Annotated in this window: 17 protein-coding genes; 11 read left to right on the forward strand and 6 right to left on the reverse strand. The window is 67.5% G+C overall.

The genetic code is table 11. From position 1 onward, the window contains the following. Positions 1–7 precede the first annotated feature (7 nt). The 4 genes from AC1D2E_RS14885 to AC1D2E_RS14900 form a co-directional block, all read right to left on the reverse strand. Entirely contained in the window at positions 8–778 is a 771-nt protein-coding gene (locus AC1D2E_RS14885) for an ABC transporter permease (protein WP_478198104.1), read from the reverse strand. A 7-nt stretch (positions 779–785) separates the two neighbouring features. Further along, the gene (locus tag AC1D2E_RS14890) at positions 786–1640 is read right to left on the reverse strand and encodes an ABC transporter ATP-binding protein (RefSeq protein WP_478198105.1); all 855 of its coding nucleotides are present in this window, start codon (positions 1638–1640) and stop codon (positions 786–788) included. Continuing rightward, entirely contained in the window at positions 1637–2665 is a 1029-nt protein-coding gene (locus tag AC1D2E_RS14895; protein ID WP_478198106.1) for an ABC transporter substrate-binding protein, read from the reverse strand. Before AC1D2E_RS14895 ends, AC1D2E_RS14890 begins: the two co-directional genes overlap by 4 nt. Positions 2666–2867: 202 nt before the next feature. Then, on the reverse strand, positions 2868–3404 hold the full coding sequence (locus tag AC1D2E_RS14900; RefSeq protein WP_478198107.1) for a helix-turn-helix domain-containing protein: 537 nt from the start codon (positions 3402–3404) through the stop codon (positions 2868–2870). Positions 3405–3628: 224 nt separating this feature from the next. On the opposite strand from AC1D2E_RS14900, the gene AC1D2E_RS14905 reads away from it, so the two are divergent. Genes AC1D2E_RS14905 through AC1D2E_RS14945 form a run of 9 tightly spaced genes read left to right on the forward strand, consistent with a single transcriptional unit; the run spans position 3629 to position 11080 of the window. Next, positions 3629–3910 carry a DUF3311 domain-containing protein gene (locus tag AC1D2E_RS14905; protein ID WP_478198108.1) on the forward strand — a complete coding sequence of 94 codons (282 nt, stop codon included), beginning with the start codon at positions 3629–3631 and terminating at the stop codon, positions 3908–3910. Then, entirely contained in the window at positions 3907–5394 is a 1488-nt protein-coding gene (locus AC1D2E_RS14910; protein ID WP_478198109.1) for a sodium:solute symporter family protein, read from the forward strand. Before AC1D2E_RS14905 ends, AC1D2E_RS14910 begins: the two co-directional genes overlap by 4 nt. A 22-nt stretch (positions 5395–5416) precedes the next feature. After that, a complete protein-coding gene (locus AC1D2E_RS14915; RefSeq protein WP_478198110.1) occupies positions 5417–5914 on the forward strand; it encodes a VOC family protein in 498 nt (165 codons plus the stop codon). Between the two features lie 40 nt (positions 5915–5954). Then, entirely contained in the window at positions 5955–6359 is a 405-nt protein-coding gene (locus AC1D2E_RS14920; RefSeq protein ID WP_478198111.1) for a RidA family protein, read from the forward strand. A gap of 13 nt (positions 6360–6372) precedes the next feature. Beyond that, positions 6373–7311 carry a dihydrodipicolinate synthase family protein gene (locus AC1D2E_RS14925; RefSeq protein WP_478198112.1) on the forward strand — a complete coding sequence of 313 codons (939 nt, stop codon included), beginning with the start codon at positions 6373–6375 and terminating at the stop codon, positions 7309–7311. 8 nt (positions 7312–7319) lie between these two features. Beyond that, complete coding sequence (locus AC1D2E_RS14930) at positions 7320–8513, forward strand: NAD(P)/FAD-dependent oxidoreductase (protein WP_478198113.1); 1194 nt, start codon at positions 7320–7322, stop codon at positions 8511–8513. Next, a complete protein-coding gene (locus AC1D2E_RS14935) occupies positions 8506–8796 on the forward strand; it encodes a (2Fe-2S)-binding protein (RefSeq protein WP_478198114.1) in 291 nt (96 codons plus the stop codon). Before AC1D2E_RS14930 ends, AC1D2E_RS14935 begins: the two co-directional genes overlap by 8 nt. Continuing rightward, complete coding sequence (locus AC1D2E_RS14940) at positions 8789–10231, forward strand: FAD-dependent oxidoreductase (protein WP_478198115.1); 1443 nt, start codon at positions 8789–8791, stop codon at positions 10229–10231. Before AC1D2E_RS14935 ends, AC1D2E_RS14940 begins: the two co-directional genes overlap by 8 nt. Positions 10232–10273: 42 nt before the next feature. Further along, positions 10274–11080: a cyclase family protein gene (locus AC1D2E_RS14945; protein WP_478198116.1), complete on the forward strand. Its 807-nt coding sequence runs from the start codon at positions 10274–10276 to the stop codon at positions 11078–11080. Here AC1D2E_RS14945 and AC1D2E_RS14950 read toward each other — a convergent pair. Together AC1D2E_RS14950 and AC1D2E_RS14955 are read right to left on the reverse strand one after the other, a co-directional pair. Further along, positions 11077–13377, reverse strand: coding sequence for an NADP-dependent malic enzyme (locus tag AC1D2E_RS14950; RefSeq protein ID WP_478198117.1), 2301 nt, complete (start codon positions 13375–13377; stop codon positions 11077–11079). The two genes, AC1D2E_RS14945 and AC1D2E_RS14950, sit on opposite strands and share 4 nt — an antisense overlap. Before the next feature lie 35 nt (positions 13378–13412). Beyond that, positions 13413–14642 carry a D-amino acid dehydrogenase gene (locus AC1D2E_RS14955; RefSeq protein ID WP_478198118.1) on the reverse strand — a complete coding sequence of 410 codons (1230 nt, stop codon included), beginning with the start codon at positions 14640–14642 and terminating at the stop codon, positions 13413–13415. Between the two features lie 210 nt (positions 14643–14852). Here AC1D2E_RS14955 and AC1D2E_RS14960 point away from each other — a divergent pair, with 210 nt between their 5' ends. After that, positions 14853–15737, forward strand: a complete 885-nt coding sequence (locus AC1D2E_RS14960; RefSeq protein ID WP_478198119.1) for a transporter substrate-binding domain-containing protein — start codon at positions 14853–14855, stop codon at positions 15735–15737. 19 nt (positions 15738–15756) lie between these two features. Beyond that, positions 15757–16316 (forward strand): aspartate/glutamate racemase family protein (locus AC1D2E_RS14965; RefSeq protein ID WP_478198120.1); only part of this gene is annotated, 560 nt, incomplete at its 3' end.

Genomic DNA, 16316 nt, shown 5'->3' on the forward strand with positions numbered 1-16316 from the left:
CGGGATTTCACTCCCCCTGCGAACCCCGGTGCGCCCACCCCGTCGTGTGCTTCTCGACCGCGCTGAAGAGCTCGTACATGCCCATCGCCATCGCGCCGACCACCATCAGGCCGGCGAAGGCCAGGCCCATCTGCATCGACGAGCCGGCCGAGATCAGCAGGTAGCCGATGCCCTCGTTGGCGGCGGTCATCTCCGACACCGTGGTGCCGACGAAGGCCAGCGTGATCGCCACCTTGAGCGAGGCGAAGAAGTAGGGCATCGAGCGCGGGAAGCCGATCTTCATGAGCACGTCCCAGCGCTTGGCGCCGAGCACGCGCAGCACGTCCTCGAGTTCGGGCTCCAGGGTTGCCAGGCCGGTCGCGATGTTGACCATGATCGGGAAGAAGCTGATCAGGAAGGCGGTGAGGATCGCCGGCCCGACGCCGATGCCGAACCAGACCACCAGGATCGGCACGAAGGCCGCCTTGGGCAGCGCGTTGAAGGCCGTCATCAGCGGGTACATCGCCGCATAGGCCAGGCGCGAGCTGCCGATCACGAAGCCCAGCAGCACGCCCACCATGATCGCCAGCCCGAAGCCGGCCATCGTGACCCAGAAGGTGCGCCAGGCGTGGCCGGCGATGATTTCCTTGAACTCCCAGAACTGGGTCCAGATGCGCCAGGGGCTCGGGAAGATGAACTCCGAGACGCCGAAGCCCGAGCAGATGATCTGCCACAGCACGATGACCGCGACCAGCAGCAGCCAGGGCGACCAGCGTTCGATTTGCTTGTTGTTCTTCATGGATGGCTTACTGCGGGATCGCGGCCGGCGTCTGCGCGGCGTCGCCGATCGCGTGGCTCCGGATGGCGCCGATGTGGCCGCGCAGTTCGAGCACGATGTCGGTGAATTCCTTGGTGTAGGTCAGCGCCAGTTCGCGCGGGCGCGGCAGGTCGATTTCGCGCTTGACCACGAAACGGCCCGGACTCTTGCTCATCACGTACACGGTGTCGGCGAGGAACACCGATTCGCGCAGGTCGTGCGTGACCAGGATCACGTTGAACCGCTGCTCGGTCCAGAGGTCGCGCAGGATGCACCAGAGCTCCTCGCGCGTGAAGGCGTCGAGCGCGCCGAAGGGCTCGTCGAGCAACAGCATCTTGGGCTCGTGGATCAGCGCGCGGCAGATGCTCGCGCGCTGCTGCATGCCGCCCGAGAGCTGCCACGGGAACTTGTCCTCGTAGCCGCCGAGGCCGACCTTCTGCAGCAGCTTGCGGGCCCGCTCGACGTACGCCTTCCGCTTGGCCTTGAAGGTCGAGCGATAGGGCTCGACGATCTCCAGCGGCAGCAGCACGTTATCGACCGTGGTGCGCCAGGGCAGCAGCGACGGCGCCTGGAAGGCCATGCCCGAGATCTTCAGCGGCCCGGTCACGGGCGCGCCGTCGATCCGGATCTTGCCCATCGACGGCATTCGCAGGCCCGTCGTAAGCTTCATGAAGGTCGACTTGCCGCAGCCCGATGGCCCGACGATGGCGATGAACTCGCCGCGCTTGACCTTCAGGTCGATCGCCTCGACCGCGAAGTGGTTGGCGCGCAGCAGTTCCTCGTTGTAGGCGAGCCAGACGTCCTGGAAGTCGACGAAGGGCTCGTTCTCCGTTCCCGCCGTCACTTGCGCAGAATGTTGAGCTCGGCCGCCGGCGGCAGCATCGAACCGTTCCACACCGCATCCGGATTGACGCGCGTCTTGGTCCCGAAGGCGTCCGACACCTGCGAAGCCATCAGCGACAGCCGGCCGGCGTTGACCTGGCCGAAGCCCTCGGCGCGGGCGTCGGGCGTGTTGACCACGGTGTCGATCGCAAGCTTGAGGCGGCGCGTCTCGAGTTCGCTGTTGACGATGCCGTCGCGGGCCTTGATCGATTCGATCGCGACCGCCGGATTGGCAATCACTTCCTTGGCGCCCTTGGTGAAGGCCGCGAGGAAGGCCTTGACCGCCGCCGGGTTCTCCTTGATCAGCTTGGGCGAGGCGATGATCGCGTTGCCATACAGCTTCACGCCGTAGTCGGGGTAGGGCAGGACGACGATGTCGGCCGCCTTGGCGCCGCGCGACTCCAGGTTCAGCAGCGAGGTGAAGGTGAAGCCGGTGATGGCGTCGATGTCGCCGCGCAGCAGCATCGTTTCGCGCAGGGTCGGGTCCATCGCGGTCCAGTTCACCGCGCCGATGTTGTTGGCCTTGGCGAAGATCGGGAAGGCGCGGCGGCCGGCGTCGAACACCGGCGCGCCGAGCTTCTTGCCCGTCAGGTCGGTGGGCTTGGTGATGCCGCTCTTCTTGAGCGCCATCACGGAGGCCGGCGTGTTGTTGTAGACCATCATGACCGCGACCGGTTTGTTCGGGCTGTCGGGGTTGTTGGCGTGGAACTCCATCAGCGCCGCCAGGTCGGCGAAGCCCATGTCATAGGCGCCCGAGGCCACGCGCGTGACCGCGCCGCCCGAGCCGTTGCCGGCGTCGACCGTGACGTCGAGGCCGTTGGCCTTGAAGTAGCCCTTGGCGGCAGGGTGGGTGAAGAAGGCCCCGGGTCCCTCGAAGCGCCAGTCCAGCTGGAACTTGATCGGCGTCGTCTGCGCATGCGCAGTGCCCAGCCCGAAGCTGAGCGCGGAGGCGGCGAGGAAGGTCTGGAGCAGGTGGCGCTTGTTCATTCAGGATTCCGTGAGGGGGGAGGGATGCACGGGATTCAAGCAAAAACGGTGCCGGCACGCACTTGGTGCGAACCCTTCCGGCCGGCCCAGGCAGGTGCATGCGGTAACCGTGGGTTTCCGCCGGCACAGGAGAGCGGGCGAACGAACGCCCCGCCGCGCGCACCGCAACAGGGCGTCCGGCTTTGTGCGCGGGGCGGGTGAATCAGGGAATCGGTGGCGTCACCGACAGGATGATCTCGGCATCGACGTCCCCATGATTGATGTAGCGGTGCGCGTGGATCGCTTCGAAGCTGATGGCCTCGCCTGCGTTCACCTGATGCGCAACGCCCGCCACTTCGACGGTCATCGTGCCGCGGATGACGTAGATGCACTCGACCGAGGGGTGGCTGACCGTGTCGGCGACCGAATACTGGCCCGGAACGAACACGGCGCGCAGCACTTCCATCGGGCCGTTGCCTCGGGTCAGGCGCTCGTAGCTGACGGCCCCCTTGGGGCCGATGATCTGTGTGCGCTCGCCGGGACGGCTGAGCCAGACCGACGGCGCCTCGGGGTCCAGAAACAGCGCGGCCATGGATTCGCCGAACACCGCGCTCAAGGCGCGCAGCGTGTTCAGGCTGGGCTCGGTCACTTCGCGTTCGATCTGGCTCAACAGCGTGGGCGAGACCCCGGCATCTTTCGCCAGCGCCCGCAGCGAGAGGCCGCGAGCGATCCGCAATTCATTCAATCGTTTACCGAGCACTGTGATTCAAGCATGTGTGAAAGCCGAGGCGAAGAGCATACGTGATGAATTAAATGTGTAGCTGTACTACACATTTGTTTTGCTTTGTGTGAGGCCAAAGCCAAGGGTATTCCTCTACACATAAGAGGATTGACTTGCTTTGATCGAAATCATATTCTTTGAATGTGCAGTGAGAGTGCACAAAAATTCTCATTCAGCTCAATCCATTTCTCTGCGAGGCAAGCATGACGACTCCAACATGGACGGCCGATATCGGCGCTGCTCCCAAGCGGCCGCATCTGGCGCTCCTTGCACTGCCCTTCATCTGGCAGGTCGGCTGCATTCCCCTCGTGAACGAGGTGGCGCTGCGGCCTTTCGGCATGCCCTTCCCGATGGTCTGGCAAATGGCCGGCGTGGTTTTCGCCAGCTTGATCTTCGGGCTGGTCTTCCATCTCGATCGGCGCGCAGGGCTCGAAGGGGAAGAGGCCGAATTCATCGCCGCCACGGCCACGAAGGTGTCGCCATGAAGTACACGGTTGCGGCCCTGTTGCTGCTGGCGACGGTCGTGGGAGCCATCGGCTTCGGCCGTGCAGCGTCGCGCGGCAAGACGGTGGCCGACTGGGCAGTCGGCGGCCGAAGCATGGGGACCCTGCTTTTCTGGTTCATGAATGCCGGCGAGATCTACACCACCTTCGCCGTGTTCGGCATTGCGGGCTACGCCTGGGCGCTGGGGGCGCCGGCCTACCTCGCGTTCTGCTCGGTTTCCCTCTCGTTCGCGATCGGCTACCTGCTGATGCCGAAGATATGGCGCGCCGGGCGCAGTGCGGGCTTGCTGACGCAGGCGGACTTCTTCGCCTATCGCTACGACGCGCCGTGGCTGGGCGTGATCACCGGCCTGATCGGCATCGCCAGCCTGGTCATCTACGTGCAGATCCAGCTGGTCAGCCTGAGCCTGATCGTCTCGCTGACTTTCGACCAGGCGTTGTCGCCCACGCTGTCGTTGATCGTTGCCGGGGTCCTGATGGTGGCCTTCGTCCTGTTCGCGGGCCTGCGCTCGGCGGCGTTCGCGGCCGCCGTCAAGGACGTGATGATGATCGTCCTGATGGTGGTCCTGGCCTCGACGGTCGCTCGCAAGGTCGGCGCCAGCTCGATGTTCGACATCTTCGACATGGCGGAGGCCATCCGGCCCGGCATCGGCAAGCTGCCCGGCGCCGACCCCGACGCACCGACCACCAACGTGTGGCTGATCACCGCGGCCTTGAACGTCGCCCTCGGCAACTGGGTGTTCCCGCATCTGTTCCAGATCTCGTATTCGGCCCACAGCCCGACCGCCATCCGGCGCAACGCGATCTGGCAGCCGATCTACTCGATGGCCTACTTCTTCATCATCCTGCTGGGCCTGGCCGCCCTGGTCGCGGGCACCATGCCCCCTGACAACAACATGAACGCCGCGCTGCTGCAGTTCGTGTCCACCAAGTACCCCGACTGGGTGGTCGGCCTGCTGGCAGGCACCGGCGTCTTGCTGGCCCTCGTGCCCGGCTCGGTGCTGCTGCTCACGGCCGGCACGATCTTCACGCGCAATGTGGTGACGCCGGTCTGCCCGGGCCTGAGCGAATCCAAGGGACTGCTGATCTCGCGCACCGCGCTGGTGGCATTCGCCACGCTCGCCGTGTGGCTGTCGATGGATCAGAAGGGATCGCTGGTGGCGATCCTGCTGAAGGCCTACTCCGCCATCGGCATGTTGGGCCCGGGCGTGTTCCTGGCCTTCCTGTGGAAGAGAACCTCCGCATGGGGCGTGGTGGCCGGCATCGTGGTGGGCTTCGTCGCCCTGGTCGCTCCTTTCGCACAACCGTGGTGGAGCGCGTTGTTCCCGGGGTGGGAGGTCGGCTTGATCGCGATGGCGATCAATGTGGTCACGGTGGTCTGCGTCAGCCTTGTGACCCCGCAACCCACGGCGTCCGGCGTGGCGCTGGGTGTCCGGCTGCATGCCCACCAACTGGCCCGGTCCTGAACCCTATTCGGAAATCACCCCCATGAACACCAATCCACTGGGCATCCGCCGCATCGACCATGTCGCCTGGACCGTCGCGGAACTCGAGCCGGTCATCGCCTTCTACCAGCGCGTCTTCGGCGCGCAGATCCTCTACCGCATCGGGCCGGTCGACGCGGCGGAACTGCCGCGCGAAGCCGATGGCCGCGACTGGACCGAAGCGCATGTCGGTGTCGTCGGCGCGCGGCTCGAACTCGTGCTGCTCGGCCTGCCGGGCACCATCAAGCTCGAACTCTTCGCCTATGCAAGGCCGGCCAGCGATACCACCGCCCCGGTGCGAAGCAACCACATCGGCAGCCATCACCTCGGCATCGAGGTCGAAGACATGGAGGCGGCGGCGCAGCTGCTGCGCGACAACGGTTGCACGGTCTTCGAGCGCATCGCCTTTTCCGCAGGACCGACCGCCGGTTCCCAGTACCAGTACTTCCTCGATCCCTGGCAGAACATCCTCGAACTGGTCGTGCACGGGCGGCCGTTCTGAAGCCCTCCACCTCATTTTCATTGCCTCATCGGAGCACCCCATGACACGCCAAATCATCAATCCCGAGTCCATGTACCAGACCGTCCCGTTCGGTTTTTCCCATGCGGTCCTGCAGAACGGCGGACGCACGCTTCACCTGGCGGGACAGGTCGCCTGGGACCGCGACTGCACGCTGATCGGCCAGGGCGACGTGATTGCGCAGACGCGCCAGGCCCTCGCCAATCTCAAGGAAGTGCTGGCCGCAGCCGGTGCGACGCCCGCCGACGTGGTGCGGCTGCGCACCTACGTGGTCGACCACACGCCCGACAAGCTGGGGCCGATCTGCGCCGAGATCGCCGCCTTCTACGGCGATGCCTTGCCCGCGGCCAACACCTTCATCGGCGTGCAAGCGCTGGCCCTGCCCGATTTCCTGATCGAGATCGAAGCCGATGCCGCCTTGAACTGAGGAGAAGAATCGAATGAACCGCAACGATGTCGACTGGACGGGCTACATCCCCGCCATCACCACGCCCTTCACGCGCCAAGGCGACATGGACTGGTCCGCCCTGGCCGCTCAACTGGAGTGGTATGTGCAAGAGCGCATGCATGGCGTGGTGCTGGCGGGCACTTCGGGCGAATGGTTCAGCCTGAGCGAGGCCGAGCGGGCCCAGCTGTTCGTCGAAGCCGGCCGCACTATCGACAGGCGGATCACCGTGCTCGGCGGCTGCAACGCCTACACCGCGGCCGAGGCCATCCGCCATGCGCGCGCCGCGGAGCGTGCCGGGCTCGACGGCATCCTGCTGACGCCGCCGCCCTACGTCGTGCCGAGCCGGCGCGAGCTGGTGCAGTTCTACACCGACGTGTCCGATGCCACCGACATTCCGATCTGCATCTACAACTGGCCGCGCGGCTGCGTGGTCGACATGGACGTCGAACTGCTCGACGAGCTGGCCGAGATCGACCACGTGGTGGCGATCAAGAATTCCACCCCCGACTTCGCGCTCTTCCTGCAGGGCGCCTATGCGCTGCGGCACAAGGTGCGCTACTTCAACATGCCCACCTCGGCCCTCGGCGCCGACCTGGCATCGCTGGGGATCAGCGATGGCCTGATGGGCGCGGGCGGCGTGCTCGGCGCGGACCATCCCGACTTCTGGCGCCGTGTCGCGGCCGGCGACAAGGCCGGCGCGATCGCGCTGGGCGAACGCGACCGGGTCCTCATGAAGGCCTGGTTCAACAAGGACTTCGCCGGCAACTTCGGCAGCGCGCAGGCCATCCTCAAGACCGCGCTGCGCCTGCGCGGCGTTCCTGCGGGCCATGTGCGTCGACCGCTGCTCCAGCTGAYGGCGGGCGAAGTCGAGCAGGTTCGCGCCACGCTCGAAGGGCTGGGCCTCGCCAACGTCCCGCTCGCCGACACGTGATCCCTCCGGTGTTCACGGTGAAAGACCGGCCCGACCGCATCAGCACCCTGGTGGTGGGCGGTGGCCTGCTCGGCTGCGCGGTCGGCTATCTGTTGGCGGCCGCGGGCACCGAGGTGCTGCTGGTCGAGAAAAACCAACTCAACGCCCAGGCCTCGGGCCAGAACGCCGGCAGCCTGCATTTTCAGCTCGAGTACCGGATGATCGAGAACGGCGAGTCGGCCGCGCGCAAGGCGGCCGAAGCCATCCCCCTACACCTGGACGCCCAGCGCGCCTGGAGCCACCTCGAGGTCGAGCTCGGCGCCGAGCTGGGCGTGGTGCAGCATGGTGGCTTCATGGTCGCCGAAACGTCCGAGCAGGTGGAGCGGCTGGGTCGCAAGATGGCGCTGGAACAAGCGGCGGGCCTGCAGACCGAGTTGCTGGACCGCGCCGCCGTGCGGGCGCGTGCGCCCTATCTGGGCGAGGCCGTCATCGCGGCGGCCTTCTGCGCCGCCGAGGGCAAGGCCGATCCGCGGCGCTGCGCGCTGGCCTACGCCCGCGCCGCGATGCGCCTGGGCGCGCAGGTTCACTCGCGAACCGGCGTGCAATCGATGCGCCGCAACGGACGCGGATGGCATGTGGCCTTCGACGACGGCGGCGTCTGCCAGGCCGAGCACGTGGTCATCGCCGCAGGCGCATGGTCGGGGCGGCTGGCACTGATGGCGGGCGTCGTCCTGCCGGTCAGTCCCGTCGGCTTGACGATGGCGGCCACCGCACGCACGGCACCCTTGATCGCGCACCTTGTCCAGCACGCCGGGCGACGCCTGTCGATGAAGCAGACGCCGGAAGGCAATGTCCTGATCGGCGGCGGCTGGCCCGCCGCACTGCGGCAATCCGGCGGCCAGGTCGATCTGGACCGCCGGCCCGAACTGCTGCTGCCCTCGCTGGTCGGCAACATGACTGCCGCGGCTGCCGTCGTGCCCGCCGTCGCTCATCTTCCGGTGCTGCGCGTCTGGACCGGCACCACGGCCCTGATAGCCGACCAGTTGCCGTTGATCGGTGAAGTGCCCAAGGCCGCGGGCCTGTTCATCGCGACGGGCGGCTCGGCCTTCACGCTCGGCCCGACCTACGCGCGAATCCTCGCCGACAAGATCCTCGGCCGGCCCGAGGCCTTCGACGTGCGTGCCTACGACCCTCGACGTTTCGGGAGCCTGACCCTTGCCTGATTGCATCCGCATCGATGCCGACGTGACCCGGCCCGCGCCGATCTGCATCTACATCAATGGCGTCGCCACCTCGTGCCATCCGGGAGAGACGGTGGCGACGGCCTTGCTGGCGGCGGGCATCGTCGTCTTCCGCCGCACGGCGTCGGGCGCTCCGCGGGCCCCGGTCTGCAACATGGGCGTGTGCTTCGACTGCCTGGTGACCATCGACGGCCGACCCGCGGTGCGCAGTTGCATGACGCGCGTGGCAGAGCACATGCAAATCGAGGTGCCGCGCCATGATTGAGGAATCCACATTCGACCTCATCGTCGTTGGCGCTGGCCCGGCCGGCCTATCGGCCGCACTGACGGCCGCCGAGCATGGCTTGCATGTCGTCGTTGTCGATGAACAGCACGACGTGGGTGGACAGATCTTCCGCCAGCCCCCGCAGACCTTTCGCAGCCCGCCTTCGAGCGCATTCAAGAGCTACGCGTTCGGCGAGCCCTTGCTCGAGCGTGCGCGCCGTTCKAAGGCCATCGAATGGCGGCTGGGCCGCGCGGCCTGGGGGGTGTTTCAACCGCCCGGCGGCGGCCGCGTGCGGCTGGCCATCTCGCAAGCCGACGACACCGAACTGCTCGAAGGCCGATCGCTGTTGATCGCCACCGGGGCTTACGACCTGCCGGTGGCGTTTCCCGGCTGGACCTTGCCCGGCGTGATGTCCGCGGGCGGTATCCAGACGCTGGCCAAGAGCCAGTTCCTGCGCGCCGGAAAGCGCTTTGTGCTCGCCGGCTCGCATCCGCTGTTGCTGCTGGTCGCCGACCTGCTGGTGCAGGCGGGTGGCGAGGTTCTCGAGGTGGCCATCGCGCGGCCCAAGCCCGCCGTGAACGAACTGCTCGCCGGGTGGCCGGCGGTCCCCGGTCACTTCCGCCTGCTGGCCCAGACCGCAACGGCACTGCGCAACCTCCAGCGGCATGGCGTCCCCGTCCGTTTCGGCACTCTCGTGCTGCGCGCGCAGGGCGATGACGCCGTGCAGCGGGTGACCTTGTGCGATGCCGACAACGAGTGGCATGCACGCCCCGGCACCGAGCGGGTGCTTCAGGCCGACACCCTGGTCGTCGGCTACGGACTGCTGGCCTCCAGCGAGCTGGCCCGTCAGGCCGGTTGCGCCGTTCAATGGCGTCCCGCAGAGGGCGGCTGGATCGTCCAGCACGACGAGCGCATGCGCACGACCGTGGACCCCGTCTATGTCGCCGGTGAGCCGGCCGGGGTCAACGGTGCCGAAGTCGCCTTTCTCGAAGGGCGGTTGGCGGCGCTGAACATCGTCGCCGGGATCCGTGGCGAGGCGCCTTCGGAGGCGCAGGCGGCGGCCTTGCGGCAGACGACTCGCGCCATCGCCAAGGCGCGGCGCTTCACCGACGTCGTGCTGCGCTTCTTCGAGCCGCGGCTCGATGCGCTGGCGCGACTGGCCGCCGACGACACGGTGATTTGCCGCTGCGAGGAAGTCCCGGCCGGTACCGTGCGCGAGTTCCTTGGCGACAACCCCCATGTGAGCGACGTGAACAGCGTGAAGCTCGCCTGCCGGACCGGCATGGGCTATTGCCAGGGGCGCTATTGCCAACACACCGTCGCGCACCTGCTGGCGCAGGCCCGAGGGACCGAGGTCGGGTGCCTGGGCGTCTTCGCGGCGCAGGCGCCGATCAAGCCGGTCTCGGTGATCGCGCTGGCCCACCTCAAGGCATGACGAGACGGCGGATGGTTTTCACACGACGAACAGCAGCAATTGATGAGCATTCTGGGACAGCTGGCCGAAGCCATGCGCAACAAGACGGTCCGCACCGTCGACCTGACGCAGACCCTGAGCGAGGACTTCCCGCCACTCCAGCTGCCGGCGCAGTTCGGCCAGGTCAGCGGCTTCAAGATCGAGCGCATCTCGCACTACGACGCCGCCGGACCCGCCTGGTACTGGAACAACTTCAGCTGCGGCGAGCACACCGGCACGCACTTCGATGCGCCTGCTCACTGGATCACCGGCAAGGACCTGGGGGCGAACACCGTGGACACCATCGATCCCGGCCACTTCCTGGCGCCGGCCGTGGTCGTGGATTGCAGCCGGGAAGCGGCCGAGGACGCCGATTGGCTGTTGAGCGTCTATCACTTGAAGCGCTGGGAATCCGCGCACGGGCGCATTCCCGAAGGTGCCTGGCTGTTATTCCGCACCGATTGGTCCAAGCGCCTGAGCAACCCGGTGGCGTTCGTCAACATGCGCGAGGACGGTGCCCACACGCCGGGTCCCACCCAAGAAGCGGTCGAGTGGTTGGTGCATGAGCGGAAGGTGCACGGATTCGGCGTGGAAACCATCAACACCGATGCCGGCCAGTCCCACGGCTGGCCGATGCCCTATCCCTGTCATACCCTGATGCACGGCGCCGGCCGCTACGGCCTGCAGTGCTTGAAGAATCTCGACCTGCTTCCGCCCGTGGGGGCGTTCATCGTCTCGGCGCCGCTGAAGATCGAGCAAGGCTCCGGCAGCCCCCTGCGCGTCCTGGCCCTCGTGGAACAGGCAGGGGGAGAGTCGCCGCTGCCGGCCTAGCGCGGCGAATTCGCGTCGGCCACCGCCAGCGCGGTCATGTTGACCACCCGGCGCACGGTCGAGGAGGCCGTCAGGATGTGGGCCGAGCCCTGCGCGCCCATCAGGATCGGGCCGACCGTGACGCCGTTGCCGCCGGTCATCTTCAGCACGTTGAAGAGGATGTTGGCCGCATCGAGGTTCGGGCAGATCAGCAGGTTGGCCTCGCCGGTGAGCGAGGTCTCGGGCAGTGCCTTGAGGCGCACGTCCTCCGACAGCGCGGCATCGCCGTGCATCTCGCCATCGCATTCGATGTCGGGCGCCATCTTGGCGAACAGGTCGCGCGCGAGACGCATCTTGCGCGCCGAGGCGCGCTCGGACGAGCCGAAGTTGGAGTGCGACAGGAAGGCGACCTTGGGCGGCAGGCCGAAGCGCCGCACCTCGTCGGCCGCCATCATCGCGATGTTGGCCAGGGTCTCGGCGCTCGGGTCTTCGTGGACGTTGGTGTCGGCGATGAACAGCGTGTATTTTTCGAGCGTCAGCGCGTTGAGCGTGGCGAAGCCCGGCGCGCCGCGCTTCAGGCCCAGCACCTGGTTCAGGATCTTCAGGTGGCTGTCGAAGCGGCCGACCAGGCCGCACAGCATCGCATCGGCGTCGCCGAGGTGCAGCATCAGCGAGGCGATGGTCGTGTTGGAGCGCCGCACCATCGCCTTCGAGGCCTCGGGCGTGATGCCGCGCCGGCCCATGATCTGGTGGTAGGCTTCCCAGTAGATGCGGAAGCGCGGATCGTCTTCGGGGTCGACGCACTCGACGTCCTTGCCCAGGCTGATGTGCAGCCCGGCCTTCTTGATGCGGGCCTCGATCACGGCCGGGCGTCCGACCAGGATCGGCTTGGCCAGGCCCTCGTCGACCGCCAGCTGGGCGGCGCGCAGCACGCGGTCGTCCTCGCCTTCGGCGTAGGCCACGCGCTTGGCGGTGGCCAGCTTGGCGGCGCTGAACACCGGCCGCATGAACATGCCGGTCTGGTAGACGAAGCGGGTCAGGTGCTGGCGGTAGGTGTCGAGGTCCTCGATCGGCCGGGCCGCCACGCCCGAGGCCTGCGCCGCCTTGGCGACCGCGGGCGCGATGCGCAGGATCAGCCGCGAGTCGAAGGGCTTCGGGATGATGTAGTCGGGCCCGAAGGCCAGTTCCTGGCCGGCGTAGGCGGTGGCGACCTCCTCGCTGATGTCGGCCTTGGTGAGGCTGGCGATCTCGTGCACGCAGGCCAACTTCATTTCTTCCGTGATCTTGCTCGCGCCGCAGTCGAGGGCGCCGCGGAAGATGTAGGGGAAGCACAGCACGTTGTTGACCTGGTTCGGGTAGTCCGAACGGCCGGTGGCGATGATGCAGTCGGGGCGCACTTCCTTCGCCAGTTCGGGCCGGATCTCGGGCTCGGGGTTGGCCAGCGCCAGGATGATCGGCTGGCGCGCCATGCTCTTGACCATGTCCTGCGTGACCACGCCGGGCGCCGAGCAGCCGAGGAAGACGTCGGCGTTCTTCATGACGTCGGCGAGCGTGCGGTCGCCGCTGTCCTTCTGCGCGTAGCGGGTCTTGGAGTCGTCGAAGCCGCCCGGCCGGCCGATGTAGATCAGGCCCTTGGAGTCGACCGCGTGGATGTTGGCCGGCTTGACGCCCAGGCCCACCATGACGTCGAGGCAGGCGATCGCCGCGGCGCCGGCGCCCGAGACCGCGATCTTGACCTCCTCGATCTTCTTGCCGACCAGTTCCAGGCCGTTGATCAGCGCCGCCGCCGAGATGATCGCGGTGCCGTGCTGGTCGTCGTGGAAGACCGGGATGTTCATGCGCTCGCGCAGCTTCCTCTCGATGTAGAAGCACTCGGGCGCCTTGATGTCCTCGAGGTTGATGCCGCCCAGCGTGGGCTCGAGCGCGGCGATGATGTCGACCAGCTTGTCGGGGTCGTTCTCGGCCAGTTCGATGTCGAAGACGTCGATGCCGGCGAACTTCTTGAACAGGCAGCCCTTGCCCTCCATCACCGGCTTGCTGGCCAGCGGTCCGATGTTGCCCAGGCCCAGCACCGCGGTGCCGTTGGTGACCACGCCCACCAGGTTGCCGCGCGAGGTGTACTCGGCCGCCAGCGAGGGGTCGGCCTCGATGTCGAGGCAGGGGTACGCCACGCCGGGCGAATACGCCAGCGACAGGTCGCGCTGGTTGAGCAGAGGCTTGGTCGGCGAGATCGAGATCTTGCCCTTGACGGGCGATCGGTGGTATTCCCGTGCGGCATCGCGCAGTGCTTCTTCGGCGGGGGAAAGGGTGTTGGCCATCGTTGTCTCCTTGCTGTCTTGGCTCAGGCTAGAGGCTACCCCAAAGTGGCCTGGGCAGGGGCCAGGGCCTCACCCACCCGCTCGGCCGACCCGAAGGCCAGCGTGAACCCGAGCGCACCGTGCCCGGTATTGAAGATCATGTTGGACGGCGCGCCTTCGAGCCGGCCGACGATCGGCACGCCGGTCGGCGTGGCCGGGCGCATGCCGGTCCAGGGGTGCAGCGCTTCCAGCCGGCCGGCCTGCGGAAACACGGCGCGCGTGGCCTCGGCCAGGGTCTCGATGCGGGCTGCGGGGATGCTGGCGTCATGCCCGACCAGCTCGGCCATGCCGGCGACGCGCAGGCGCGATCCGATGCGCGCGAACACCACCTTGCGGGTGCTGTCGGTCACGCTCACCCGGGGCGCCGCGCCGGCCGCCGGATCGACGTCGACCGTGATGCTGTAGCCCTTGAGCGGGTAGACCGGCAGGTAGGCGCCGAGCTGGCGACCCAGCCGGTGCGAGGCGGCGCCCAGCGCCATCACGAAGGCATCGGCCTCGATGTCGCCGGCGGCGGTCTGCACCGCGGCCACCCGGCCGCCGCGCGAGTCGAAACCGGAGATCTCGCTGTCGAGCACGAAGCGCACGCCGCGAGCGCTCAGCGCCCGCACGAGTTCCGTGCAGACCTTGAGGCAGTCGGCCGCGCATTCGCTGGGCGTGTGGATCGCGCCGGCGATCTGCGTGCGATAGCCAGCCAGCGCGGGCTCGATGGCGATGCACTCGTCGGCCGTGACCAGGCGCTGCCGGCTGCCCATCGCGCGCTGCAGTTCGAGCTGCCRCTGGGCGCCCGCCAACGATGCCGCGCCGGGATAGAGCACCAGCTTGCCGGTGGCCGAGAAATCGCAATCGGGCGCGACGTCGGCGCGCATGGCCTCGAAGGCCGCTCGGCTCTGCGCCGCCAGCGCCAGCAGGCGGGCGGTGCTCTCGTGCGAGGTGCGGGCATTGCAGGCCGCCAGGAAGGCCAGGGCCCAGCGCCATTGCAGCGGGTCGAGCTGCGGGCGCAGCTTGAGCGGCGAAGAAGGCGAGAGCAGCAGCTTGGGCAGTTGCTTCCAGATCGACGGGTCGGCCAGCGGCTGCACGTAGGAGTAGCTCAGCTGCGCGCCATTGCCGCCGCTCGCCCCGGCGCCGGGCGTGGCGCGGTCGATCACGCTGACCTGGAAACCCTGGCGGTTCAGTTGCCAGGCGGTCGCCAGGCCGACGATGCCGGCCCCGAGCACGCAGACGTGCATGACGATTTCCTCTCGCAGTTCCTTGGAGGGGTCGACTCTAGGCCTGCGGCGCCGTGCCGGGAAATGCCAAAAGCGCCGCAGCCCATAGCCAAAGCGCATGGCCTGGCCGCCCCATAACTTTTGGTCATGGGCGGCGGCGCAAAAGGAATTGTGATCGGCGGCCGATTGATTCCTACACTCGCTGACCTTCAACCAGCCGAAAGGGCTCGCATGAAATTCTCCGCATCGTTGGCAGCGGTTCTGCTCGCCGCCGCCACCACGGGCGCCCAAGCCGCCGACACCCTGGCCAAGATCGCCGAGAGCGGCAAGATCACGCTGGCCTACCGCGAATCGTCCGTGCCCTTCAGCTACCTCGACGGTCCGAACAAGCCGATCGGCTTCTCGGTCGAACTGTCCAATGCGGTGGTCGATGCGGTCAGGAAGAAGCTCAACAAGCCCAAGCTCGAAGTGGCGCTGATGCCGGTGACTTCGCAGAACCGGATCCCGCTGATCGCCAACGGCACCATCGACCTGGAATGCGGCTCGACCACCAACAACACGGCCCGCGCCAAGGATGTCAGCTTCGCGGTCAACCACTTCTACACCGGCACCCGGCTGCTGGTGAAGAAGTCCTCGAAGATCAAGAATTACGCGGACCTGGCGAAGAAGACCGTGGCCAGCACCACCGGCACCACCAATGCGCTGGTCATGCGCAAGTACAACGCCGAGAAGAACCTCGACATGGACCTGGTGCTCGGCAAGGACCACGCCGATGCCTTCCTGCTGGTCGAGAGCGACCGCGCGGTGGCCTTCGCGATGGACGACATCCTGCTGTTCGGCCTGATCGCCAATGCCAAGAACCCGGCCGACTTCGAGGTCGTCGGCGACGCCCTGCAGGTCGAGCCCTATGCCTGCATGCTGGCCAAGGACGACCCGGCCTTCAAGAAGCTGGTGGACGACACCTTCACCGGCCTCATGAAGAGCGGCGAATTCGAGAAGATGTACGCGAAGTGGTTCCTGCAGCCGATTCCGCCCCGCGGCGTGCCGCTGAACCTGCCGATGAGCCCGCAGCTGCGCGAGAACATCCAGGCGCCGAACGACAAGCCGGCGACCTGAACGCGGAAGGCTGCAACCCATGCGCACGCCGCAGACCGTCGGCATCCTCGGCGGCATGGGCCCGGCGGCGGGGGCCGACTTCGTGCGCCTGTTCGTCGAGGCCTGCGCGGTGCTGCTGCGGGCGCGCGGCCAGGCGGTGGACGACCAGGCGTTCCCCGAGCACTGGCTGGCCCAGGTGCCGGTGCCCGACCGCAGCGGCGCGCTCGAATCGGCGGCGCTGGGCGCGCACCAGCCGCTCGAGCCGATGCTGCAGGCACTGGGCCGGCTGGCGGCGCTGGGCAGCCGCGCCGTGGCCATCGCCTGCAACACGGCGCATGCCTGGCACGGGACGCTGCAGGCACGATTTCCGCAGATCGAGGTGCTGCACGTGGCGCGTGAAGTGTCGGCCAGCCTGGCGGCCCGAGGCGTGCGCAGCGCCGCGCTGATGGCCACCGAAGGCACCTATCGGGTCGGTCTCTACGAGCAGGCGATGGCGAGTGCCGGCATCGCCTGCCACCTGCCGCTGGACGACGAGCGGCGGCTGCTCATGCGCGGTATCTATGACGGCGTCAAGGCCGGCAACCTGGCGTTGGCCCGGTC

This window comes from Variovorax sp. P1_H2 (assembly GCF_056405295.1).